Source organism: Shewanella sp. A32, assembly GCF_029167175.1.
Classification (GTDB): Bacteria; Pseudomonadota; Gammaproteobacteria; order Enterobacterales; family Shewanellaceae; genus Shewanella; species Shewanella yunxiaonensis.
Window position 1 is genome coordinate 255,292 of record NZ_JARFTS010000002.1, and the last position, 21,883, is coordinate 277,174.

At 49.0% G+C, this 21,883-nt stretch carries 18 protein-coding genes and 2 tRNA genes; 15 read left to right on the forward strand and 5 right to left on the reverse strand.

The window, feature by feature from the left end; all coding sequences use genetic code 11:
• Positions 1-104: 104 nt before the first annotated feature.
• The 4 genes from PY479_RS03145 to PY479_RS03160 all read right to left on the reverse strand — a co-directional run bounded on the left by PY479_RS03145 (position 105) and on the right by PY479_RS03160 (position 5,796).
• Complete coding sequence (locus PY479_RS03145; protein WP_275482853.1) at positions 105-2,414, reverse strand: FdhF/YdeP family oxidoreductase; 2,310 nt, start codon at positions 2,412-2,414, stop codon at positions 105-107.
• 241 nt (positions 2,415-2,655) lie between these two features.
• Entirely contained in the window at positions 2,656-4,722 is a 2,067-nt protein-coding gene (locus PY479_RS03150; RefSeq protein WP_275482854.1) for an FUSC family protein, read from the reverse strand.
• A 4-nt stretch (positions 4,723-4,726) separates the two neighbouring features.
• Entirely contained in the window at positions 4,727-5,587 is an 861-nt protein-coding gene (locus PY479_RS03155) for an HlyD family secretion protein (protein WP_212595622.1), read from the reverse strand.
• An 8-nt stretch (positions 5,588-5,595) separates the two neighbouring features.
• Positions 5,596-5,796: a DUF1656 domain-containing protein gene (locus PY479_RS03160; RefSeq protein ID WP_212595623.1), complete on the reverse strand. Its 201-nt coding sequence runs from the start codon at positions 5,794-5,796 to the stop codon at positions 5,596-5,598.
• A 307-nt stretch (positions 5,797-6,103) separates the two neighbouring features.
• Here PY479_RS03160 and PY479_RS03165 point away from each other — a divergent pair, with 307 nt between their 5' ends.
• The 6 genes from PY479_RS03165 to greA all read left to right on the forward strand — a co-directional run bounded on the left by PY479_RS03165 (position 6,104) and on the right by greA (position 14,156).
• Positions 6,104-7,015, forward strand: a complete 912-nt coding sequence (locus PY479_RS03165; RefSeq protein ID WP_275482855.1) for a hypothetical protein — start codon at positions 6,104-6,106, stop codon at positions 7,013-7,015.
• A 144-nt stretch (positions 7,016-7,159) separates the two neighbouring features.
• Positions 7,160-7,777, forward strand: a complete 618-nt coding sequence (locus tag PY479_RS03170) for an FKBP-type peptidyl-prolyl cis-trans isomerase (RefSeq protein ID WP_212595625.1) — start codon at positions 7,160-7,162, stop codon at positions 7,775-7,777.
• Between the two features lie 56 nt (positions 7,778-7,833).
• A complete protein-coding gene (gene dapB, locus PY479_RS03175; RefSeq protein WP_212595626.1) occupies positions 7,834-8,652 on the forward strand; it encodes a 4-hydroxy-tetrahydrodipicolinate reductase in 819 nt (272 codons plus the stop codon).
• 155 nt (positions 8,653-8,807) lie between these two features.
• The gene (gene carA, locus PY479_RS03180) at positions 8,808-9,980 is read left to right on the forward strand and encodes a glutamine-hydrolyzing carbamoyl-phosphate synthase small subunit (protein ID WP_212595627.1); all 1,173 of its coding nucleotides are present in this window, start codon (positions 8,808-8,810) and stop codon (positions 9,978-9,980) included.
• A 21-nt stretch (positions 9,981-10,001) separates the two neighbouring features.
• A complete protein-coding gene (gene carB / locus PY479_RS03185; RefSeq protein ID WP_275482856.1) occupies positions 10,002-13,226 on the forward strand; it encodes a carbamoyl-phosphate synthase large subunit in 3,225 nt (1,074 codons plus the stop codon).
• Positions 13,227-13,679: 453 nt separating this feature from the next.
• The gene (gene greA / locus PY479_RS03190) at positions 13,680-14,156 is read left to right on the forward strand and encodes a transcription elongation factor GreA (RefSeq protein WP_212595629.1); all 477 of its coding nucleotides are present in this window, start codon (positions 13,680-13,682) and stop codon (positions 14,154-14,156) included.
• A gap of 197 nt (positions 14,157-14,353) precedes the next feature.
• Here greA and yhbY read toward each other — a convergent pair whose 3' ends face one another.
• Positions 14,354-14,653: a ribosome assembly RNA-binding protein YhbY gene (yhbY, locus tag PY479_RS03195; protein WP_212595630.1), complete on the reverse strand. Its 300-nt coding sequence runs from the start codon at positions 14,651-14,653 to the stop codon at positions 14,354-14,356.
• A 90-nt stretch (positions 14,654-14,743) separates the two neighbouring features.
• On the opposite strand from yhbY, the gene rlmE reads away from it, so the two are divergent.
• The 9 genes from rlmE to rimP all read left to right on the forward strand — a co-directional run bounded on the left by rlmE (position 14,744) and on the right by rimP (position 21,869).
• On the forward strand, positions 14,744-15,373 hold the full coding sequence (rlmE, locus tag PY479_RS03200) for a 23S rRNA (uridine(2552)-2'-O)-methyltransferase RlmE (protein WP_275482857.1): 630 nt from the start codon (positions 14,744-14,746) through the stop codon (positions 15,371-15,373).
• Between the two features lie 41 nt (positions 15,374-15,414).
• Complete coding sequence (ftsH, locus tag PY479_RS03205) at positions 15,415-17,355, forward strand: ATP-dependent zinc metalloprotease FtsH (RefSeq protein ID WP_212595632.1); 1,941 nt, start codon at positions 15,415-15,417, stop codon at positions 17,353-17,355.
• A gap of 99 nt (positions 17,356-17,454) precedes the next feature.
• Positions 17,455-18,288: a dihydropteroate synthase gene (gene folP, locus PY479_RS03210; RefSeq protein WP_275482858.1), complete on the forward strand. Its 834-nt coding sequence runs from the start codon at positions 17,455-17,457 to the stop codon at positions 18,286-18,288.
• A gap of 56 nt (positions 18,289-18,344) precedes the next feature.
• Entirely contained in the window at positions 18,345-19,688 is a 1,344-nt protein-coding gene (gene glmM, locus PY479_RS03215; RefSeq protein WP_228730416.1) for a phosphoglucosamine mutase, read from the forward strand.
• 176 nt (positions 19,689-19,864) lie between these two features.
• Entirely contained in the window at positions 19,865-20,647 is a 783-nt protein-coding gene (gene tpiA / locus PY479_RS03220; RefSeq protein ID WP_212595635.1) for a triose-phosphate isomerase, read from the forward strand.
• A gap of 3 nt (positions 20,648-20,650) precedes the next feature.
• Positions 20,651-20,989 (forward strand): preprotein translocase subunit SecG, encoded by a 339-nt coding sequence (gene secG / locus PY479_RS03225; RefSeq protein ID WP_212595636.1) that lies wholly within the window; start codon positions 20,651-20,653, stop codon positions 20,987-20,989.
• Positions 20,990-20,997: 8 nt separating this feature from the next.
• A tRNA-Leu gene (locus PY479_RS03230) sits at positions 20,998-21,084 on the forward strand.
• 80 nt (positions 21,085-21,164) lie between these two features.
• Positions 21,165-21,241: transfer RNA gene (locus tag PY479_RS03235), tRNA-Met, on the forward strand.
• Between the two features lie 172 nt (positions 21,242-21,413).
• Positions 21,414-21,869, forward strand: a complete 456-nt coding sequence (gene rimP, locus PY479_RS03240) for a ribosome maturation factor RimP (protein WP_212595637.1) — start codon at positions 21,414-21,416, stop codon at positions 21,867-21,869.
• Positions 21,870-21,883: the final 14 nt, after the last annotated feature.

Here is a 21,883-nt window from a genome sequence, read left to right on the forward strand (position 1 = left end):
CTTCCTGATTTGTTAATGATGCTTGTTACAGTACTGCCGATTAGCGGCGTAAACAATAACGCCCCCGTTGTGGAGGCGTTATTCAGGTACGGAGCAGCACCCAGTTAGTCAGTACTTACCAATAATGGTGCGTGGCAGCTCTTTTGGATCACTACTGCCACCGATTTTGAGGTCGGAGTTTCACTGCGATCACCAAAACTATCCAGTGGGATCAAGGCGTTGGCTTCTGGGAAATAGGCTGCCAGATTACCTCGGGCGATTTCATGGGGGACAACTTTAAAGGCATAAATATGCCGCGCAATATCATCGTGCCAGAGACTGGTGATATCCACCAAATCGCCGGTGTTTAGTCCTAACTGCTGCATGTCTTGCGGATTGACAAACACCACATTGCGTTCGCCGAAAACACTGCGGTAGCGGTCATCGTAACCATAGATAGTCGTGTTGTACTGATCGTGTGAGCGCATGGTTTGCAGTAGGAATATTTGCTGGCCGTTAGTCTTGGCCTTGGGCAGAGGCACTATGGCGTCTGGCAAGGGATAACTTAACATCTGAGCTTTACCGGATACGGTGTGCCACTGGCGTTCACGGGCGGAATTGCCCAGATAAAATCCCCCCGGCGCATTGAGCCGCTGATTAAATTGACTGAATCCGGGGATCACCTGTTCAATCAGATCGCGGATGCGATCATAGTTATCTGTCAGTGCTTGCCAGTCTACCGGGGTGTGTTCTCCCAAGGTTGCTTTCGCTATGCCTGCCACAATCGCGATTTCGGAACGGATATCTTCATCTCGCATATCCACTTTTCCAGCAGAACCGTGCACCATCGAAAACGAGTCTTCCACAGTAATTTGCTGTGGGCCGGCCGCTTGCAGATCGATATCAGTCCGACCTAGGCAGGGGAGAATGAGTGCGTTTTGCCCCGGATTGACGTGGGTTCGGTTAAGCTTGGTAGCAATATTCACGGTGAGCGCTGCACCTCGCATGGCGCTAGCCACTCTGCTGGTATCGGGCGCTGCCGCTACCAGATTGCCACCAAGACCAATAAATACTTTGCTGTCACCGCGGCGCAGCGCTTCCAGTGCGGCGACCACACCATGCCCCGGCTTCCGTGGTGGCGCAAAGCCAAAAACCTGTTCCATTTTGTCGAGAAACGCCGCGGTAGGTTTCTCATTAATGCCAACTGTTCTGTCTCCCTGAACATTGGAGTGACCCCGCACCGGACATAATCCCGCGCCTTCTTTTCCCACCTGACCAAACAGTAATTGCAGATTCACCAGTTCCTGAATGGTTTGTACAGAATGTTTGTGTTGGGTCACGCCCATGGCCCAGGTGACGATCACGCTGTCGGCCGCTTGATAAATATCGGCCGCCTGAGTAATCTGCTGTTGGCTGAGACCGGATTGTTGTTCAATCTGCTGCCAGGAAGTGGCATCTACCTGCGCCAGATAAGCATCAATCCCTTGCGTATGTTGTTCAATAAAAGGCAGATCAAACACAGTATTACCGCTAGCCACGGCGTCTCGATGACGGGCTAGCAAAACCTTAACCATGCCGCGCACAGCCGCCATATCGCCACCCAGTTTAGGAATAAAATAATCACTGGTGGTGGGGGTATAGCCGTTGCTAAGCATCTCCAGCGGGTCCTGCGGGTTAGTAAACCGCTCCAGACCACGTTCCTTCAAATTGTTAAAAGCAACAATACGAGCGCCACGTTTATAGGCACTTGCGAGCGTTTCCAGCATTCGTGGATGGTTGGTGCCGGGATTTTGCCCAAACAAAAAGATCGCATCGGCCTTTTCAAAATCCTCAATGCGGGTAGTGCCTTTGCCAACACCTATGGCTTCTGCGAGTCCGACACTGGTGGCCTCATGGCACATATTGGAGCAATCGGGAAAATTATTAGTGCCATAGCGGCGGGCAAATAGTTGATACAGGAAGGCAGCCTCATTACTGGCGCGGCCAGAGGTGTAAAATTCTGCCTGATCCGGATTATCCAGGGCATTCAGATGTTGCGCAATAAATGCAAAAGCGTCGTCCCAGCTGATCGCCTCATAATGATCTGTCGCTGCGTTGTAACTTACTGGCTCACTCAGTCGCCCCTGAAATTCCAGCCAATAATCACTTTGTTTATTGAGCCAATTGACGCTGTGTTCTGCAAAAAATTTGCTATCAACGTGCTTAGAAGTGGCTTCCCAGTTGACGGCTTTGGCACCATTTTCACAAAAGCGGAAGTGACCGGGCACTCCTTTTTCACCCCAGGCACAGCCTGGACAATCAAACCCATGATCCTGATTCGTCCGTAATAGATTCATCAGATTCTTGGCTACGTTTTCACTTTTCAGCAGGTGTTCCGTGGTGGCTTTCAACGCCCCCCAACCACCGGCAGAGCCCGAATATTCTTTGTAACTCATTATCGCCTCATCTCGCAGTGTCGGGCACTGCAGTCGTGGCCCGATCTCAAACTCAGTCATCGGGTCGAAAAAATTGTGATATTAATCACGTTATTGAGGCTAATCTAGCGCTGAAAAAAAGGACTGGCAAGTAATTTAGATATGAAAAATCCATACTAAACATAATGTTATTGAAATGTTTACGCTTGGTGAGCGGCTATTACATATAACCGCCGTGCGGTTGCTATGGCGGTTAATTCAGTTAAGCATTTACGATTTTTTGCGCCATAGTATTGGCTGTGCGTTCAAAGGTCAGCGATACCCGGGTAAACATCCCTTCGATCATCTCCAGCTGTTCCGGTGATAACTGATCCTCATGGATCGCTTCTAGTAGCGCGGTACTCGATGTTTTAAAAGCGGGATATTGCTGGCCTTTGCTGCTGGCGAGGAAAGCTTGCGCCAGCGCTTGCTGCCAATTATCCAACAGCGGCTCCAGCCGTTGGTCGCTGACACTTTGCAGTAGTCTTCTAAGTCTCACCGATATGTGGCCAAGATTTAAGCCAGTAAGTCCTAAATCGGTCATTTCCCTGGCATTATCCGCTGCTGCTTTGTCATAGTTGGCAAGCCGCAACAAGCGATCTCCCATACGGGCGTTAAACCAATCTTCCTGCTCTACATGTTCAGAAATCTCGAGTAAATCGTCTGCCGTTGCCTGAATTAAACGGCGTTGCATCAGCGGAATGCCGGGCCCGGTGATCAACTTAAATAGCCAGTACAAGATGGTCACACCGACCGCAATAGCGAAGGCGTTGCTTAAGGTATAACCGATGGAAAAGGCATAACTCATATCGTTTGCCGGGCGTACCAGGATCACAAACGGAATACATAAGCCCAAACCATAGGGTAATGTTGGGCGATTGGCTAATGCCATCAATCCAATAAAAAACGGTCCGGCCATCACCAGGATCAGAATCTCGAAATCGCCTGAGCTTTGAGCTAATAAATTCAGTGCGAAAAAGATGGCTAATGGCGTAGAGATCGCCACGCCCACTAACAGTCGGCGTAACACGACCATCAGTAACGTCAATGGCAGTCGCGCCATCATCATCGAAAATATGACCGGCAGGATCATCAGCATTAACGCAGAACTGGCTGCTGTACCGATCCAAATGCCCGCTCCGATCAGGAATAGTACTGCTGTACGAAATCCGGTTGTTAAGCCAACCAATGGATCACGATGCGGACGTAAGGCCGGTGCATTTGACATCTGTGTCGTGCTGTTCTCTAGCGCATCATAGGCTTTCAGCACCATCACTAAATCTGAAATGAGCTCACTAGCGACTTTCAGTAATCGGTTTTGTAATGGCTGACCGCACGGTAGTTGGTTACGCAGGTGAATCAATTTACGGCGTTGTTGCTGTGCAAGCTGATACGCTTCGTCATAATCGCGGGAGGCTGACATTTGGGCAAAACTGTGCCGCAGTTCTTGCAGCATAGTGTGTAAAGCTGGGGATAGTTGCTCCGGATGATTACGTTGCAAACGCCCGAAAATTTGCACAACTGCCAACAGCGACAACACCTTATTGCACATCATATTGGCCGCACGGCCGCGTCCCGGGCCTTCTGGACCTTCGTATACCACAGCGCTTGAGTCATCATTAAAGGCGGCGAGTTGCTCAAGAATATTGTCAATAAACTGGTGACGTTGCTCATGCGAACCTTCAGGCGCCAACTCTTGTGCCAGATAATCCAGGGTTTGGTTAATGACTATTCTTGCTTGTTGTCGTAGTCCACTGGCGACGGTTTGTGGCCACAGCAGCAAGCTGACTAACATCGCGCAGATTGCCCCCAGGATAATCTCGCTGACACGCGATTGAGCCACTTGGAAAATAGCATCAGATGTTGCGGTAGCCGGCGATACCATTACCAGTAGTACCACCAAACATGGTGTGATACCGGCCATGGCAAAGGCATAGATAAAGTTGATTGATCTGACCATCGCCGAGAAGCCGGCGTTAATCCCCAGCCACAGTGCCAGTGACAATATCGCCAGTTCAGGATAACCCGCAAAGGCTTGCAGAATCGCAATGCCGACCGCGCCACCAATTAGGGTGCCGATAATCTGCATCAGCCCTTTTTCAATCACCAGCCCAGCTTCGGGACGGATCTGCAAAAACACCGCTGAGATCAGCGCCCAGTAGGGCCGATCCAGATTCAGGTACATCGCCGCATACAACGCTAATGTCATCGAGATAATGCCTTTGATGGCGAAGATCAGCGTGCGTTTGTCGGGAGTGAGAAATACCGACTGTACCGGCGAGAGGGTCATGAGGTTATTTATCCTGCAGGAAAATCGATACGGTCATACCGGCACTGAGACTTACATTATCAGGAAGGGTATCCAATTTAATATCTACGGGAATGCGCTGTGCCAGTCGTACCCAGTTAAAGGTTTGCTGGATTTCCGGCAGTAGCTGGCCGTTGCTGCTGACATTGGTATCCGCAATCGCTTTGCCGATGCTGGTGACGGTGCCGGTTAAGGGATGACCACCACTCATCAAGCTGATTTTGGCTTTTTGACCCACATGTATTAGCGGCAGCTTAGTCTCTTCGAAGTATCCGGTAACATAGAAAGAGTTACTCTGTACCAGAGAGAGTACCGCAGTTCCCTGCTTTACGTAGTTTCCCTGTCTCAAGGTGAGATTGATGATTGTGCCATCTTCTGGGGCTTTAACGGCCGTACGCTGTAGATTGATCCGCGCAGTATTGAGTTCGGCCTGCACTAAATCGTAATCGGCTTTTGCCTGTTCAGTGTTGATCCGCGCGGTTTCCAGATCCTCTTCACTGATAAGTTCGCGTCCAGTGAGCTGCTTGCGGCGCTCATATTTATGTGTTGCCAGATCCCAGGCGTATTTTTTACTTTCAAGTTGTGCCTGCAGCTCTGCCAAGGCTGCCTGGTAGCGGGTATCGTCCACCGCAAACAACATATCGCCCTGATGGACGTTTTGATTATCCTGAACATCAAGCTGTTTTACCCAGCCTGAAACGTCTGGCGCAATCGTGACGATATTGGCGCGGACACGCCCATCACGGGTCCATGGTGAATACAGGTAATGATCCCACACCCAGCGACCGGCGATGATCGCCGCAACCACAACGGCCAACGTGATAGTGATGCGCAGTAATTTTCCCATAACAGCTTTCATCTCCCGAACAGATATACAACCAGGGCCAAATAACAGATATATAAAGCCACTTCAAACCAGGCGACTTTCCAGATTTTCTGATACAGCCCGGATACATGCAGTATCTGGCGGGTGACAAATGACATCACAAAAGCCAGTGGTGTAAAGACCACCAAAGGACTGAAAAGCAGTCCTCCGAGCGCTAATTCTTCAAGCATGACGATAGCTCAAACCAGTAAAAAGTTGGTAATGAAGGTAAGCATAAGAGATAACAGGAAATAGTCCCAATATGGGAGCTATCCTTCCGCGATATGCGGTGAGGCGAGGTTAACATAAATATAGCGTCAGCTCACGAATGTGATTCAGAAAGACAACCGCAAAAAATGGCAAATTTTACATACACTGCTCTCAAAAAAGCGTAAATTTCCTTTATATAATCGAAGGTTATTATTTTGCTCTTGCATGTTGTTGAGGTGAGAGCTTGAACTGTTGATCAATCTATTATCATTTAAGGGAGCTGTAACCGTGAATCGTCATGTTGCCATTATTGGCTGTGGTCATGTAGGAGCCGATGTGGCTTTTAGTCTGGTCACCCAGAATCTAGTGGACCATCTAAGTCTGTTCGATATCAAGGATGCTAAAGCCGCAAGTGAGCAGTTAGAACTAGAGGATATGGCCGCGCATATTGGCTCCAGAGTCCACATTGATCATAACGATGAACAGCAACTGAGCTGTGCCGATATTGTGATCATGGCTGTTGGCCCAAGCAAAACTGAAACCTCAAATCGTCTGCGTGAGTTGGCTGAAACCTCTGCATCGGTAGCTACCTGGGCGCCAAAATTACAAGCCGCGGGGTTTGACGGGGTACTGATCAACATCACTAATCCTTGTGATGTGATTACCATGAGTCTGGCACGTCGGTTAGCACTGCCTGAAGGGCGAGTCTTCGGTACTGGCACCTCGCTGGATAGTGCCCGTATGAAGCGGGTAGTGGGTAAGCTGCTGGATGTCGACCCAGCTAGTGTGGATGGTTATGTACTGGGCGAACATGGTGAATCGCAATTTGTTGCCTGGAGTAGCGTACGTGTTGGCGGACTATCGTTCAGCCAATGGCCACAGGCTGAGACCGCAGATTGTGCGCAAATGGAAGCCGACATTCGCCGCGGTGGCTGGGATGTATTGTCGGGTAAAGGCTGGACCAGCTTTGGTATTGCTACTGCAGCGGCAAAATTAGTGGATGCGGTGTTCAGCGATGCGCACCGAGTATATGCGGTTTCAGCCATTGATCAGCGTTTTGGGGTTCATATCGGTCAACCAGCACTCATTGGCCGCTGCGGTGTGATCCGGACTATTCCTATTCCGCTTACCGCGGCGGAAGCTGAAAAATATGCCGCATCTGCAACAGTGATTGCGACTGCATTCCAGAAAATCTGCTGATTTAGCAGGGTCATTACTGCCATTCCGGACACGGAATGGCTACACTTCAGAACAGTGTTTTGGATTAAATTACTGCACCATTAATGGTTCGGATGTGGTACACTGCGCGGCTGAATTCAACGATAAACCGAGAGTAATCCGATTATGTCTGAAAAGTTCACTACAGTTGAACAACAAGCAAGCTACGGTGTGGGCCGCCAGTTAGGGGAACAATTGGCTGCTAACTCTTTTGACGGTCTGGATATTCCAGCTGTACAAGCGGGTTTGGCTGATGCATTTGCTGGCGTGGAAAGCGCCGTTAGCATGCAGGAACTGCAGAATGCCTTTACCGAAATCAGCACTCGCATCAAACGCGCTCATGAAGAGGCTGCCGAAGCCGCTTCAGCTGAAGGACAGGCTTTCCTTGCTGAAAACGCCAAACGTGAAGGCGTAGTAGTGACAGATTCAGGTCTGCAATATGAAGTGATCACTGAAGGTACTGGTGCCAAACCTACCTATGATTCTACCGTTCGTACTCACTACCACGGTACTTTCACTGACGGTAAGGTGTTTGACAGTTCAGTGACTCGTGGTCAGCCTGCAGAGTTTCCCGTGTCTGGTGTGATTGCTGGCTGGACTGAGGCATTACAGCTGATGCCTGTCGGTTCCAAATATAAATTGTATGTGCCTCATCATCTGGCATATGGGGAGCGTGGCGCGGGAGCTGCGATTCCGCCGTACTCGACCTTGGTGTTCGAAGTCGAGTTACTCGACATTTTGTAATTGTTAATCGCTTGGGTCCGCCCAGGCGATTTTTTTGTGTGCAGTTAGGAGGGAATATGAGTACAAGCGTCAGAGTTGCCATTGCCGGGAGTGGTGGACGCATGGGCCGTACCCTTATCGAGGCCGCTTCTCAGCAACCGATGATCACGCTGGGTGCCGCAATAGAGCGTGCTGGGTCCAGTCTGGTTGGTGTTGATGCTGGTGAATTAGCCGCTGTGGGAAAACTGGATGTGCTTGTCACGGACAATCTGGATAGCGTTGCCGACAGTTTTGACGTGCTGATCGACTTTACCAGTCCAGAAGGAACCTTGGCTAATATCGACTGGTGTGTGCGCCATGAAAAGCCGATAGTTATCGGCACAACTGGCTTTAATTCTGCGCAGAAAGCGCAGTTGGAAGCATTCGCTGAACAATTGCCGGTGGTGTTTGCACCTAATATGTCCGTTGGCGTGAACCTGATGTGGAAGTTGCTGGAAATCACTGCCAAGGTGATGGGCGATTACACCGACATCGAGATCATTGAAGGTCATCATCGGTTTAAGAAAGATGCGCCATCCGGTACCGCGTTGAAAATGGGCGAAGTGATAGCGGAGACCCTCGGTCGGGATCTGGAAAAAGTGGCCGTCTATGGTCGTGAAGGGATCACTGGCGAACGGGATCGGCAAACTATTGGCTTTGCCACTATTCGTGCAGGGGATTTAGTGGGTGAACACACCGCCATGTTTGCCGATATTGGTGAAAGGTTGGAGATCACTCATAAGGCGTCGAGTCGTATGACATTTGCCAATGGTGCCATGCGAGCCGCACTGTGGTTACCTGAGCAAAGCGCTGGTTTGTATGATATGCAGCAAGTGTTAGGACTGAAACCGTTATAGTTTTGAAAAAACCGCCGTTGGCGGTTTTTTTTCGGTGATTACCGTTGAAACTATAGACGAAGGTCGATATGACCTATAAAATATTTGGAATTTGCCAAAATTTCGTAAAGCAACGGAAGTTACCGGTTTAAATTACTAAAAATATATAATTTTTAATGGCTTGGCTCATTACGGAGGTCGCGTTGACTAAGTCTGCCTTACTCGTACTCGAAGATGGAACCGTCTTTACTGGCACAGCGATTGGTGCCGATGGAATAGCAGTCGGAGAAGTGGTTTTTAACACTTCAATGACGGGATATCAAGAGATTCTTACTGATCCCTCCTATTCCCGTCAGATAGTAACCTTAACCTACCCGCACATCGGTAACACCGGTACTAATACCGAAGATACTGAATCTAGTGCGATTCATGCCTGTGGCTTGATCATTCGTGATTTACCACTCTTGGCAAGTAATTTCCGTTCACAGCAGTCACTCAGTGATTACCTAACCACTAACAATGTAGTAGGTATTGCGGATATCGATACCCGTAAACTGACTCGTATCTTGCGTGAAAAAGGCGCTCAGTCTGGCTGTATCATGGCGGGCGATGTTGATGCTGATAAGGCATTGGCAGCCGCTAAAGCTTTCCCTGGCTTGAAGGGAATGGATCTCGCTAAAGAAGTAACGACTGACCGTGCTTATCAGTGGCGTCAGGGAACCTGGTCACTGGAAGGTGGTTTACCGCAAGACAAAGCTGCCGATGAATTCAAATTCAAAGTTGTCGCCTATGACTTCGGCGTTAAGCGCAACATTCTGCGAATGCTGGTGGACCGCGGTTGTGATGTCACTGTGGTGCCAGCTAAAACGCCTGCGAGCGAAGTGTTGGCGATGAATCCTGACGGTATTTTCTTGTCCAACGGTCCTGGTGACCCAGAACCATGTGACTATGCCATCAGCGCAATTAAGAGCTTCTTGCAGACCGATATCCCAGTCTTTGGTATCTGTCTTGGCCACCAGTTATTGGCTCTGGCCAGTGGTGCCAAAACCATGAAGATGAAGTTTGGTCACCACGGTGCCAACCATCCAGTGAAAGATATCGAGAAAGGTACTGTGATGATCACCAGTCAGAACCACGGTTTTGCTGCTGACGAAGCCAGTCTGCCTGCGAATGTCAAAGTGACGCATAAATCACTGTTCGATGGTTCGCTGCAAGGTATCCATCTGACGGACAAACCTGCATTCAGCTTCCAGGGGCATCCAGAAGCCAGTCCTGGTCCGCACGATTGCGCACCGCTGTTCGATCATTTTATCGAACTGATTGAGCAATACCGTCAAGCTAAGCAGTAATTCCGGGAGAAGATTCAAGCAATGCCAAAACGTACTGATATAAAAAGTATTCTTATCCTAGGTGCCGGTCCCATCGTTATCGGTCAGGCCTGTGAGTTTGACTATTCCGGTGCCCAGGCTTGTAAAGCCCTGCGTGAAGAAGGTTTCCGTGTCATTCTGGTGAACTCTAACCCAGCCACCATCATGACTGACCCGGAAATGGCAGATGCCACTTACATTGAACCGATTCATTGGGAAGTGGTGCGCAACATCATCGCCAAAGAACGCCCTGATGCCATTCTGCCTACCATGGGCGGCCAGACTGCACTGAACTGTGCACTGGAACTGGAAGCCAAAGGCGTTCTGAAAGAATTCAATGTGGAAATGATTGGCGCGACAGCCGATGCCATTGATAAAGCAGAAGACCGTGCTCGCTTCGATCAATCCATGCGTAAAATCGGCCTGGAATGTCCACGTGCCGGTATCGCACACAGCATGGAAGACGCCTATAAGGTGTTGGATCAAGTAGGCTTTCCCTGCATCATCCGTCCGTCATTCACCATGGGTGGTTCTGGTGGTGGTATCGCTTATAACGTTGAAGAATTTGAAGAGATCTGTACCCGTGGGTTGGATCTGTCTCCAACCAATGAACTGCTGATTGATGAAAGCCTTATCGGTTGGAAAGAGTACGAAATGGAAGTGGTGCGTGATCGCAATGATAACTGCATCATCGTCTGTTCCATCGAAAACTTTGATGCTATGGGCGTGCACACTGGTGACTCTATCACGGTGGCACCGGCACAAACGCTGACCGATAAAGAATATCAGCTGATGCGTAATGCCTCGATGGCAGTACTGCGTGAAATCGGCGTGGAAACTGGCGGTTCCAACGTACAGTTTGGTATCAATCCCAAAGATGGTCGTATGGTCATCATCGAGATGAACCCCCGTGTGTCACGTTCATCCGCTCTGGCCTCTAAAGCGACTGGTTTCCCGATTGCCAAGGTTGCAGCAAAGCTAGCGGTAGGTTTCACTCTGGATGAGTTGATGAACGACATCACTGGTGGTCGCACACCAGCGTCGTTTGAACCATCTATCGATTACGTTGTGACTAAAGTACCGCGCTTCAACTTTGAAAAGTTCGCCGGTGCCAATGACCGACTGACTACCCAGATGAAATCTGTCGGTGAAGTAATGGCGATTGGTCGTACTTTCCAGGAGTCTGTGCAAAAAGCACTGCGCGGTCTGGAAACGGGCAAAAACGGTTTTGATCCGATTGTGGACTGGCAAGATCCCGATGCCATGCAGCGTATGCGTCATGAGCTGAAAGAGCCTGGCGCAGAGCGTATCTGGTATGTGGCTGATGCTTTCCGTGCTGGCATGAGCATGGATGAAATCTACAAGCTGACCAACATTGATCCTTGGTTCTTGGTGCAGATTGAAGAGCTGATACAACTGGAAGCTAAAGTGGCTGCAACCGGTCTGGCCGGTATGGATGCCGATTTCCTCTACAAGCTGAAACGCAAAGGGTTCTCTGATGCCCGTCTGGCTGATGTGCTGGGGATCAGTGAATCAGAAATGCGCAAGCTGCGTTACCGTCTGGAAATCTTCCCGGTTTACAAACGTGTCGATACTTGTGCGGCAGAATTTGCCACTGACACGGCTTACATGTACTCCACTTATGAGGAAGAGTGCGAAGCCAATCCGTCCAATCGTGACAAGATCATGGTATTGGGTGGTGGTCCGAACCGTATCGGTCAGGGTATCGAATTTGACTATTGCTGTGTGCACGCCTCGCTGGCACTGAAAGCTGATGGCTATGAAACCATTATGGTCAACTGTAACCCGGAAACCGTTTCGACTGACTACGACACTTCTGATCGTCTGTATTTCGAGCCGGTAACCCTGGAAGACGTACTGGAAATCGCGCGTATCGAGAAGCCCAAAGGGGTAATTGTACAGTTTGGCGGCCAGACTCCGCTGAAGCTGGCTCGTGCTCTGGAAGCAGCTGGTGTACCGATTATCGGCACCAGCCCAGATGCGATTGACCGTGCCGAAGACCGTGAACGTTTCCAGCAGGCTATCCGTCGCCTGGAGATGAGACAGCCTGAAAACGATACCGTGACCACCGTGGAAGGCGCTGTACTTGCGGCCGAGAAAATCGGTTATCCGCTGGTGGTACGTCCATCTTACGTGCTGGGTGGCCGTGCGATGGAAATCGTCTATGAAGAACAGGATCTGCGCCGTTACTTCAAAGAAGCGGTTAAAGTGTCCAACGCTTCACCAGTGCTGCTGGATCACTTCCTAGATGACGCTATCGAAGTCGATATCGACGCTGTTTGTGATGGCAAGACTGTGGTTGTCGGTGCCATCATGGAGCATATCGAACAGGCCGGAGTGCATTCAGGTGACTCAGGTTGTTCATTGCCGCCTTACACACTCAGCCACGCGATTCAGGACGAGATGCGTGAACAGGTGCGGAAACTGGCCTTTGAATTAGGTGTGGTTGGTTTGATGAACGTGCAGTTCGCCGTGCAGAAAAACACCATCTTCATGATTGAAGTTAACCCGCGTGCTGCTCGTACCGTGCCGTTTGTATCCAAGGCTACCGGTGTGCCATTAGCGAAGATCGCGGCTCGCGTGATGGCTGGTCAATCACTGGAAGAACAGGGCTTCACGAAAGAAGTGATCCCTCCCTACTACTCAGTGAAAGAAGTAGTTCTGCCATTTAATAAATTCCCTGGTGTTGACCCATTGCTTGGCCCAGAAATGCGCTCTACCGGTGAAGTGATGGGCGTGGGTGATACCTTTGCCGAGGCCTATGCCAAAGCCCAATTAGGTACCACTTCCAAGGATATCCCGAAATCCGGTCGCGCCTTGTTGTCAGTACGTAATAGCGATAAGAAGCGGGTTGCCGATTTGGCTGCCAAGCTGATTGACCTGGGGTATGAGATTGATGCGACCCACGGTACTGCGGTGGTGCTGGGCGAAGCGGGTATCAACCCTCGGTTGGTGAACAAGGTGCATGAAGGTCGTCCTCACATCCTCGATCGGATGAAGAACGGCGAGTACACCTACATTGTGAACACCACTGAAGGTCGTCAGGCCATTGAAGACTCCAAGCAACTGCGTCGTGGAGCGTTGCGTTACAAGGTGAATTACACCACCACCATGAACGCTGCCTTTGCAACTTGTATGGCAAACACTGCAGACGATCGCAATAAGGTATCTTCTGTGCAAGAACTGCATGCACGCGTCACTAAGTAAGTCGTTACGCTAACATGATGAATAAGGTCGCCTTTGGGCGGCCTTATTTTTTGTCAAAAGTTTGAAAAATTGCTGATTTTTTGATGATGCAGTTTTCAGACTTAGGAGTAAAAGGATTTAGCACGTGATGGCGCCACTGAAATAATGGCGGGCAAAAATTAACATAAGACAATTCAGCAAGTAATAGGAACGGCTTGCAGCTAAAAAACCAAAGTTTATCCACGCTGCATCTCATAAAATTTGTCTACATCACTGGCAAGGCTGCCATAGCTTAGGTAAGCTTGTGCCATGGTGAAGTGATACCTACCCGGTAATCGCCGCGGTTATCAGACAAAAACATCTTTGGCGCCGACTGTATCTGACGTCTGTGCGCTGATTCACCCCCATTGAGACTGTGCAGGCCCATTTAAGGCCAGCATAGGTCGCTTTTGTTTTACAGGAGACGACAGAGACATGAATAAGGTTCCTATGACGCTGACTGGCGCGGAACAGTTACGTAAAGAGCTGGAAATGCTGAAATTTGAAAGACGTCCAGCGCTGAGTGAAGCCATTGCCACCGCCCGTGAACTGGGCGATTTGAAAGAAAATGCGGAATATCATGCTGCTCGTGAAGAGCAAGGGATTTGTGAAGCCCGTATCCGTGATATCGAAGGTAAGCTTTCCAATGCGCAGATCATTGATGTGACCAAAATGCCTAATAATGGCCGGGTTATTTTTGGCGCAACGGTAACAATTCTGAATCTGGATACTGATGCTGAAATGACTTATCGCATCGTTGGTGATGATGAAGCGAACATCAAAGAGAATCTGATTTCAGTAAACTCCCCGATTGCCAGAGGTTTGATTGGCAAAAATTTGGGTGATGAAGTCGGTATCCAAACCCCTGGTGGTCGTACTGATGTTGAAATTGTGTCCGTAGATTATATCTAAGCTTTATGTGACTGAAAAAGCCGCCTTAATGGCGGCTTTTGCATATGTCAGCTCTAGTAAATAACTTTTTTACAAGATTTTCCAGTTGGCGTGCAGACGATGAATTAAGACTGACTTAATTGAGTATTGTCAAAATAGCCCGAGACTAAGGTAAACAAAAAGACCACCCATTAAGGTGGCCTTTTTGTTGAAGGGTGTTATTTGGCTTTAGGCAAAGCGATTTTTTTCTCTTCAGACTGGCGATATAACACCAGTACATGCCCGATAACCTGCACTTTTTCAGACTGAGTTTCGCGAGTGATGGCATCAACGATGGCATGTTTCAGTTCGCGATCTTCTGCTGCTACCTTAACTTTGATCAGTTCATGGTAGGCAAGTGCGTTATCAATTTCAGCCAGTACCCCTTCAGTCAAGCCATTGGCACCAAGCAGTACCACTGGCTTCAGACTGTGGGCCAGCCCTTTCAGATACTGTTTCTGTTTGGTTGTCAGGTTCATTTTTACCAACTTTTGCTGAGTTACTGTTGAAAAGCCGATATTCTACCCTTATATCACTTTCGTGTAACTCTGATTTGTTGCGGATGTTTGATGGTAGGGAAAAAACGTAGCGCCAGCTCAACGCGCTGGATGCAAGAACACTTTGATGATCATTATGTGAAGTTGGCTCAGAAGCGCGGTTTGCGTTCACGGGCAGCTTTTAAGCTTGAAGAGTTGCAACAGAAGGATCAGCTGATTAAGCCCGGCATGACCGTCGTCGATTTGGGGGCGGCTCCTGGTGGCTGGTCTCAGGTCGCGGTTAAGTTAGTGGGTGAACAGGGAAAATTAGTCGCTTGTGATATTTTACCGATGGACCCAATCGTGGGCGTCGATTTCCTTCAGGGCGATTTTCGTGAAGAATCGGTACTCGCGACCTTGTTAGAAATGGTGGGTGACGACAAGGTTGATGTTGTTTTGTCGGATATGGCACCGAATATGAGCGGTTCTGATGCGATGGATCAGCCAAGAGCCATGTATCTGGTGGAGTTGGCACTCGATATGTGTCATCAGGTATTGGCACCCGGTGGCAGTTTTGCTGTCAAAGTATTTCAGGGGGAGGGTTTTGACGAGTTTATGAAAGCCGTTAAGCAAGCTTTTACGACAGTCAGAACCCGTAAGCCAGAGTCTTCCAGAGCACGTTCTCGCGAAGTGTATCTGGTGGCTACCGGCTACAAGTTGTAGTAACCTGAAAGAGTAAGTCTCAAGACTGAGAGGTTTAATAATTGAGTGACATGGCTAAAAATCTGATCCTTTGGGTGGTCATTGCCGTTGTGCTGATGTCCGTATTCCAAGGATTCTCGCCGTCTTCTTCCTCGTCGCAGAAGATGGAATATTCCACGTTTCTGGATGATGTTCGTTCTGGGCAGGTTGCTTCTGTTGAATTTAAAAGCGATCAGCGCACCATCGAGGGCGTAACCAAAGGCGGTGAGAAATTTGTCACCGTTATGCCCATTTACGATCAGGATTTGATTAATGATCTGGACCGTAAAGGCGTGAATATGAAAGGCCAGGAAGCTGAGGAATCGGGTTTCCTGACACAAATCTTCATCTCTTGGTTCCCAATGTTGCTGCTAATCGGCGTGTGGATTTTCTTCATGCGTCAGATGCAGGGCGGTGGCGGCAAAGGCGCAATGTCCTTTGGTAAGAGCAAAGCCAAGTTAATGAGTGAAGATCAGATCAAAACCACCTTCGCCGATGTGGCCGGTTGTGATGAAGCTAAAGAAGAAGTGAAGGAAATGGTGGATTACCTGCGTGATCCAACCAAATTCCAGAAACTGGGTGGCCGTATTCCTACTGGGGTATTGATGGTCGGCCCGCCAGGAACAGGTAAAACTTTGCTGGCAAAGGCAATTGCCGGTGAAGCGAAAGTGCCTTTCTTTACGATTTCCGGTTCAGATTTTGTTGAAATGTTTGTCGGTGTCGGTGCTTCTCGTGTCCGCGACATGTTTGAACAAGCTAAAAAGTCCGCGCCTTGTATTATCTTCATTGACGAAATTGATGCGGTGGGTCGTCAACGTGGTGCCGGTTTGGGTGGTGGTCATGACGAGCGTGAACAAACCCTTAACCAGCTCTTGGTGGAAATGGACGGCTTTGAAGGTAACGAAGGCGTTATCGTGATTGCCGCAACTAACCGCCCGGATGTGCTGGATGCGGCACTATTGCGTCCCGGACGTTTTGACCGTCAGGTCGTGGTGGGTTTACCCGACGTGCGCGGACGTGAGCAGATCCTTAAGGTCCACATGCGCAAAATCCCGGTGGCAGATGATGTGCAGGCCAGCGTGATTGCCCGTGGTACCCCAGGTTTCTCTGGTGCCGATTTGGCTAACTTGGTGAATGAAGCCGCTTTGTTCGCTGCCCGTGGTAACCGCCGTGTAGTGACCATGGAAGAGTTTGAACGCGCCAAAGATAAGATCATGATGGGTGCTGAACGTCGTTCTATGGTGATGTCAGAGCAGGAGAAAGAATCCACCGCCTATCATGAAGCTGGCCACGCCATTGTCGGCTGCTTGGTACCGGAACATGACCCCGTGCATAAAGTCACTATCATTCCTCGTGGTCGTGCTTTGGGGGTAACATTCTTCCTGCCGGAAGCTGATTCAATCAGTGAAAACCGACGTAAGCTGGAAAGCCGAATTTCTGTGGCTTATGGCGGTCGGTTGGCGGAAGAGATTATTTATGGCCCTGAAAAAGTATCGACAGGTGCTTCTCAGGACATCAAACAGGCAACAGCGATTGCCCGCAACATGGTGACCCAATGGGGGTTCTCCGATAAGCTAGGTCCCCTGTTGTACGCAGAAGAAGAAGGTGAAGTTTTCCTCGGCCGCTCAATGGCTAAGGCAAAGCACATGTCTGACGAGACTGCGGCGATCATCGATGCTGAAGTGAAAGCGTTAATTGAGCGTAATTATCAGCGAGCACGTCAGTTGTTGAACGATAACCTCGATATTCTGCATGCGATGAAGGATGCGTTGATCAAGTACGAAACGATTGATGCCAACCAGATTGCAGATTTGATGGCTCGTCGTGAGGTGCGTGCACCTGCTGATTGGAACATGGACGATAAGGGCTCTTCAGATGGTAGCAATGGTCAAAAGCCACACGTGGAAGAACCTAAAGATGATGCTTCTCAGGCAGATTTGAGTAAACCTGGTGAAACGCATTAAGCAATAAGATTGTGTGCTTTAGAAAACCCCGGAAGGGGTTTTCTGTTTTCTGAATGTGAAATGCCAGCGTATTAAATGAATACGCACATAGGAGGCAGGGTGTTTGAATTGGTGTCGGGCACAAAACGCCTGAATTTAGATGAGCCCAAAGTGATGGGCATACTCAATGTTACTCCGGATTCTTTTTCTGATGGTGGGCAATTTCGCGCATTCGACGCCGCGTGTCGTCATGCCGATGCAATGATAGCGGCGGGGACGCACTTTATTGATATTGGCGGCGAATCTACTCGACCAGGCGCTGCGGAAGTGAGTGTTGCTGAGGAGCTCGCCCGAGTGGTTCCGTTGGTGGAGTATATCGTCGCTAACTCCGATGTTTGGGTTTCTGTGGACACCAGTAAACCTGAGGTGATGGAGGCATCTGTCGCTGCAGGCGCACATTTAATCAACGACATCCGCAGTCTTACCGAACCGGGGGCGATGGAAGTCGCTGCTAAGTTACAAGTGCCAGTATGCATTATGCATATGCAAGGGCAACCCCGTACGATGCAGTCTGCCCCGCATTATGAAAACCTGTTAAAAGACGTTGATGATTTCTTCATTGAACGTATCACTAGTTGTGAAGCTGCTGGCTTACCTAAAGAGCTACTATTATTGGACCCCGGATTTGGTTTTGGGAAAACGGTAGAACATAATTATCAGCTATTGGCTCACCTGCAGGATTTCGCCAAATTTGATTTACCACTGCTGATCGGTTTGTCGCGCAAGAGTATGATAGGCAATCTTTTGGGGCGTCCGGTTGCTGAACGGTTAGCGGGTAGCCTGAGTGGGGCACTACTGGCGGCGATTAATGGCGCCCATATTATTCGAGTACATGATGTACCGGAAACGCTGGATGTGTTGAAGGTACTCGCGGCAACGCGAAAGGCATACTAAATATCATAAATATTACAGATAGCTCTGTCCTTGGCAGAGTTATGGAGCCAACAAACGTGAGTTCTACAAGAAAATTTTTTGGCACCGATGGTGTCCGCGGCAAAGTTGGTTCCGGCAAAATGACGCCGGAATTGGCATTAAAACTGGGGTGGGCCGCAGGACGGGTTCTGTCTCGTACGGGTACTAAAAAAGTGTTGATTGGCAAAGACACTCGTATCTCTGGTTATATGTTTGAATCGGCGTTGGAGGCAGGGTTATCCGCCGCTGGATTGAACGTAATGCTGATGGGGCCGATGCCCACACCAGCCGTTGCTTATCTGACACGTACTTTTCGTGCAGAGGCAGGCGTGGTGATCAGCGCTTCACACAATCCCTATTATGATAATGGCATCAAATTCTTTTCCTCTAAGGGCACCAAGCTGGATGACGAGCTTGAACTGGAAATTGAAGCGGAGCTGGAAAAACCATTAGATTGTGTCGAATCGCTTCAGTTAGGAAAAGTTTCTCGTATTACTGATGCCGCTGGACGCTATATTGAGTACTGTAAAGGGAACTTTCCGGCTGATCAGACACTGGAAGGTCTTAAATTAGTCATCGATTGTGCCCACGGGGCAACCTACCATATTGCGCCAAATGTATTTCGCGAACTGGGTGCTGAAGTGGTCGTCATTGGTGACAAGCCAAACGGTACCAACATTAATGACCAGGTCGGTGCCACCTCGATGGCAAAAATCTGTGAAACCGTGCTGGCAGAAAATGCAGATTTAGGCATTGCCCTAGATGGTGATGGCGATCGTATCATGATGGTCAATCGTCATGGGGAAGTCATTGATGGCGATAAAATTCTTTATATCCTCGCCAAAGATGCGCTGAATCGCGGCGTGCTTAAGGGCGGAGTTGTCGGCACTCAGATGTCCAATCTCGGTCTGGAGTTAGCCTTAAAAGCGCTGAACATCCCATTCCTACGTTCTAAGGTCGGTGACCGTTATGTGATGGAGCTGCTGTTAGACAAAGGTTGGCGCATCGGCGGCGAAAATTCCGGTCATATCGTCAACCTTGATCATGGCACCACAGGTGATGGCATTGTCGCCGGTATTCAAGTGCTCGCAGCAATGCGCCGCAGCGATATGACGCTTGAGGAGCTTATAGCGCCAATTACGCTGTTACCACAAGTGTTAGTCAATGTGCGTTATGAAGGCGCGGTAGATCCTTTGCAAGCAGACGAAGTTAAATTTGCGGTGGCAGAAGTTGAACGTTCACTGGGTGAACGTGGCCGTGTGCTATTGCGAAAGTCAGGTACCGAACCGCTGATCCGGGTGATGGTTGAAGGAGATGATGAAGCCTTAGTGCGTCATTATGCTGAGCAAATAGCGGCGTCAGTCACTAGCGCAGTCAGTTAGCTGATAAGAGAATAATATAATTAAATTAATGGGTTAGTTTTTTTAAAGTAGGCATTTACTGCCTTTGAGCGTAAAATTTAGTCGAACACACGGCAAATCGCAAAAATTACCCAGACTGGTATTGTAACTTCATAAGTGGTTCGCTATTATTCACGCCGCTTTCAAAGGAGATGGTGATGGCTCTCAGACGCCCAATGGTCGCCGGCAACTGGAAAATGAATGGCAATGCGCAGTTAGCGCAAGAGCTATTCAAAAAGTTCGCCGCTAAGCTACATAACGACGCTGTGGAAGTTGTACTGTGTCCACCGACGGTTTACCTGGAAAGCGTAAGGCAGCAAATGGAAGCCAATAAAGACGCGCTTAACGGCTCTATTGTGCGTATGGGTGCGCAAAATTTGAGTCAGCACGATTTTGGTGCCTATACCGGAGAAATCTCTGGTGCGATGTTAAGTGAAGTGGGTTGTCGTTATGTGATTATCGGGCATTCCGAGCGTCGCAGAATGTACGGCGAAACCAGCAACATCGTTGCAGATAAGTTTGCTGCTGCTCAAAAGCATGGCCTGACACCAATACTCTGTGTGGGTGAATCAGGACCGGCCCGTGAAGCAAGACGAACCTTTGAAGTCATTGCTGAAGAGCTGGATGTGGTGATCGAAAAGAATGGCACCATGGCTTTTGATAACGCAATTATTGCCTATGAGCCACTGTGGGCCGTAGGTACCGGGAAGAGTGCAACGCCAGAACAGGCGCAAGAAGTTCATGCGTTTATTCGTAAGCGACTTTCCGAGGTTTCTCCATTCATTGGAGAAAACATCCGCATTCTCTATGGTGGCAGTGTTACACCAACAAATGCTGCGGATTTATTCGCACAGCCAGATGTGGATGGTGGACTAATAGGTGGTGCCAGTTTAAACTCTACCGAATTTTTGAGTTTATGTACCATAGCGATGAGCGCATAAGTTATGTATGAAGTTCTGATAGTTGTTTACTTGTTGGTAGCGTTGGGATTGGTCTTTTTAATCTTGATCCAGCAAGGTAAAGGCGCTGACATGGGCGCATCTTTTGGTGCCGGTGCTTCAGCAACGCTGTTTGGATCCTCTGGTTCAGGCAATTTCCTGACCCGATCTACAGCGGTATTGGCGATAATTTTCTTTATCCTGAGTCTGGTGATTGGCAACATGAGTGCTAACCACAGCAAACAGGAAGATTCTTGGAAGAATCTTGGTACTACTGAGCAAACTCAGCAAGCACCACAACCAGAAAATCAAGCGCCAAAATCAGAGAATAAAATTCCTGATTAATAGAATTCGCCGGGGTGGTGAAATTGGTAGACGCGCAGCCTTGAGGTGGCTGTGACCTAACGGTCGTGCGGGTTCAAGTCCCGCCCTCGGCACCATTCATATAGCCAGGAAAAGACATTAATATTCCTGAGTTATTGCAAGTTGAAGGTCGAATCAGTAAACTTGCTGCAATTGACGCGGGGTGGAGCAGCCTGGTAGCTCGTCGGGCTCATAACCCGAAGGTCGTCGGTTCAAATCCGGCCCCCGCAACCAGTTCCCGGTATTGAATTTTTCAAGAAATCAGTACTGAATTACAGGTAATAAAATAAGAAGAACCTCGTAGTAAACGGGGTTTTTTGTTATCTGGGATGTAGTATTTTGCTGCCTATAAAGGTGGTGTGATATCGGGGCTCTATGGCCCTTTTTTTGTTTTCAGGAGTGTAATTTGGCAACTTTAGAGTCAAAACTCGAAGAGATGTTAAAGCCGACCATCGAAGCGCTGGGATACCAGTTGTGGGGGATTGAATTTGTCAACGCTGGCAAACATTCAACACTGCGCTTATTCATCGACAGCGAGCAAGGCATTAATGTTGAAGACTGTGCTAATGCCAGTCGACAGGTAAGCTCGTTATTGGATGTTGAAGATCCCATTGCTTCAGAATATACACTGGAAGTATCTTCCCCTGGCTTAGATCGGCCACTGTTCACTGCTGAACAGTACCAGATGTATACCGGTGAAGAGGTAAAAGTTCAGCTGACTATGCCGGTAGCGGGTAGTCGCAATTTGAAAGGTACCGTATTACGGGTAGAGGGACAGATGATCGCCCTCGACGTGTCCGGTAGTGAATTGACGATTGCCTTGGATAACATCCGTAAGGGCAATTTAATTGCAAAGTTTTGATGGATTCAAGGTGA

Coding starts and splice junctions, on each gene's coding strand:
- PY479_RS03145 (WP_275482853.1), bottom strand. CDS start 2,414: ATGAGTTACAAAGAATATTCGGGCTCTGCCGGTGGTTGGGGGGCGTTG.
- PY479_RS03150 (WP_275482854.1), bottom strand. CDS start 4,722: ATGACCCTCTCGCCGGTACAGTCGGTATTTCTCACTCCCGACAAACGC.
- PY479_RS03155 (WP_212595622.1), bottom strand. CDS start 5,587: ATGGGAAAATTACTGCGCATCACTATCACGTTGGCCGTTGTGGTTGCG.
- PY479_RS03160 (WP_212595623.1), bottom strand. CDS start 5,796: ATGCTTGAAGAATTAGCGCTCGGAGGACTGCTTTTCAGTCCTTTGGTG.
- PY479_RS03170 (WP_212595625.1), top strand. CDS start 7,160: ATGTCTGAAAAGTTCACTACAGTTGAACAACAAGCAAGCTACGGTGTG.
- dapB (WP_212595626.1), top strand. CDS start 7,834: ATGAGTACAAGCGTCAGAGTTGCCATTGCCGGGAGTGGTGGACGCATG.
- carA (WP_212595627.1), top strand. CDS start 8,808: ATGGCTTGGCTCATTACGGAGGTCGCGTTGACTAAGTCTGCCTTACTC.
- carB (WP_275482856.1), top strand. CDS start 10,002: ATGCCAAAACGTACTGATATAAAAAGTATTCTTATCCTAGGTGCCGGT.
- greA (WP_212595629.1), top strand. CDS start 13,680: ATGAATAAGGTTCCTATGACGCTGACTGGCGCGGAACAGTTACGTAAA.
- yhbY (WP_212595630.1), bottom strand. CDS start 14,653: ATGAACCTGACAACCAAACAGAAACAGTATCTGAAAGGGCTGGCCCAC.
- rlmE (WP_275482857.1), top strand. CDS start 14,744: ATGGTAGGGAAAAAACGTAGCGCCAGCTCAACGCGCTGGATGCAAGAA.
- tpiA (WP_212595635.1), top strand. CDS start 19,865: ATGGCTCTCAGACGCCCAATGGTCGCCGGCAACTGGAAAATGAATGGC.
- secG (WP_212595636.1), top strand. CDS start 20,651: ATGTATGAAGTTCTGATAGTTGTTTACTTGTTGGTAGCGTTGGGATTG.